Annotated in this window: 1 protein-coding gene and 1 pseudogene; both read left to right on the top strand. The window is 37.2% G+C overall.

Translation table 11 applies throughout. The annotated features are described in order from the left end of the window. Positions 1–2,127, top strand: a pseudogene (locus tag B3J44_RS12880) (DNA-directed RNA polymerase subunit beta'); the annotation flags it as partial. An 11-nt stretch (positions 2,128–2,138) separates the two neighbouring features. Beyond that, entirely contained in the window at positions 2,139–2,450 is a 312-nt protein-coding gene (locus B3J44_RS12875) for a DUF3467 domain-containing protein (RefSeq protein WP_012024017.1), read from the top strand. The last annotated feature ends 3 nt before the right edge of the window (positions 2,451–2,453 follow it).

Below are 2,453 nucleotides of genomic sequence, written 5' to 3'. Positions count from 1 at the left end.
AACTCTGTATATATGATGCTTGACTCTGGGGCGAGGGGTTCTAAGGAACAGATTCGTCAGTTAACTGGTATGCGTGGTTTGATGGCTAAGCCTAAAAAATCGACTGCTGGTGGTGGTGAGATTATTGAAAACCCGATTCTTTCTAACTTTAAGGAAGGTCTTTCGATCCTTGAGTACTTCATTTCTACTCACGGTGCTCGTAAAGGTCTTGCGGATACGGCTCTTAAAACGGCCGATGCTGGTTACTTAACTAGAAGGCTTCATGACGTTTCTCAAGATGTTATTGTTAACATCGAAGATTGTGGAACTTTAAGAGGTGTTGAAGTTGCGGCATTGAAGAAAAATGAGGAAATCGTTGAATCTTTAGGAGAGAGAATTTTAGGACGTGTTGCATTACAAGACGTTATTAATCCTCTTACTAACGAAGTAATGGTTAAATCTGGAGAGCAAATTACTGAAGCAATTATGAGAACTATTGAAGCTTCTCCAATTGAAAAAGTAGAGGTTAGATCTCCATTAACTTGTGAAGCTTTAAAAGGTATTTGTGCTAAATGTTACGGTAGAAACTTAGCTACTGGTAAGATGACACAAAGAGGTGAAGCTGTAGGAGTTATTGCAGCTCAGTCTATTGGAGAGCCAGGTACACAGTTAACACTTCGTACGTTCCACGTTGGAGGGGTTGCTGGAGGTATCTCTGAAGAGTCTAGTATTGTTACAAGATTTGCAGGTAGACTTGAAATTGAAGATTTAAAAACAGTTAAAGGAGAAGACGGAGAAGGAAATTCTGTTGATATCGTAGTTTCACGTTCAACTGAGTTGAAATTAGTTGACGAGAAAACTGGAATTGTTTTAAATACACATAACATTCCTTACGGATCTAGTATTTTTGTTAACGATGGAGATACTGTTGCTAAAGGAACTGTAATCTGTAAATGGGATCCATATAACGGTGTAATTGTTTCTGAGTTTACTGGTAAGATTGCTTACGAGGATTTAGAGCAAGGACAATCGTTCATGGTTGAGATCGATGAGCAGACTGGTTTCCAAGAAAAAGTAATTTCTGAGGCTAGAAACAAAAAATTAATCCCAACTTTATTGGTTTATGGTAAAGAAGGTGAATTGATTCGTTCTTACAACTTACCAGTAGGTGCACACTTAATGGTTGAAAATGGTGAGAAAATTAAAGCAGGTAAAGTATTAGTAAAAATCCCTCGTCGTTCTTCTAAAGCAGGCGATATCACGGGAGGTTTACCAAGAATTACTGAGCTTTTAGAAGCTCGTAACCCTTCAAACCCAGCAGTTGTATCTGAAATTGATGGTGTTGTATCTTTCGGAAAAATTAAAAGAGGTAACCGTGAGATCGTTATCGAGTCTAAATTTGGTGAGATTAAAAAGTATTTAGTTAAACTTTCTAGCCAAATCTTAGTACAAGAAAATGACTTCGTAAGAGCGGGAGTTCCATTGTCTGACGGTGCAATTACACCAGATGATATCTTAAGAATTCAAGGTCCAGCTGCTGTTCAACAGTACTTGGTAAATGAAATTCAAGAGGTTTACCGTTTACAAGGGGTAAAAATTAATGACAAGCACTTTGAGGTAGTTATTCGTCAAATGATGCGTAAAGTAAGAGTTCAGGATCCAGGTGATACTTTATTCTTAGAAGACCAATTAATTCACACTAAAGATTTCATCGTTCAAAACGATAAGTTATATGGTATGAAAGTGGTTGAAGATGCTGGAGATTCTTCAGTATTGAAACCAGGTCAGATTATTACACCTCGTGAATTGCGTGATGAAAATTCATTATTGAAACGAAATGATAAAAATCTTGTTGTAGCAAGAGACGTAATCACTGCAACTGCAACGCCAGTTCTTCAAGGTATTACAAGAGCTTCGTTACAAACTAAATCATTCATTTCTGCGGCTTCATTCCAGGAGACAACGAAAGTACTTAACGAAGCTGCAGTAGCTGGTAAAGTAGATGACTTAGAAGGATTAAAAGAAAATGTAATTGTTGGACACAGAATTCCTGCAGGAACTGGTATGAGAGAATACGATAACACTATCGTAGGATCTAAAGACGATTACAACGAAATGATGGCTAATAAAGAAGAATACATTTATTAATTAGGGAAACTATGAGTAATCCGAAACAACAACAAGAGCAAATTAACATTGAGTTAGACGAAACAATTGCAGAAGGAATTTATTCTAATCTTGCGATTATCAATCACTCATCATCAGAGTTTGTTTTAGATTTTGTGAGCATTATGCCAGGTATTCCTAAAGCCAAGGTAAAGTCAAGAATTGTCTTGACACCACAACATGCTAAAAGATTATTGAGAGCAATAGGTGAAAACATCCATAGATTTGAAGCCGCTCATGGCGAAATCAAAGAAACGGAACAAGCACCAATTCCGCTTAATTTTGGTCCTGCTGGACAAGCATAAATT

Source organism: Flavobacterium sp. UBA4854 (assembly GCF_002399805.1).
Lineage (GTDB): Bacteria > Bacteroidota > Bacteroidia > Flavobacteriales > Flavobacteriaceae > Flavobacterium > Flavobacterium ginsengisoli.
Note: the sequence above shows the minus strand (reverse complement) of the source record. Positions and strands in the feature narration are given on the sequence as shown.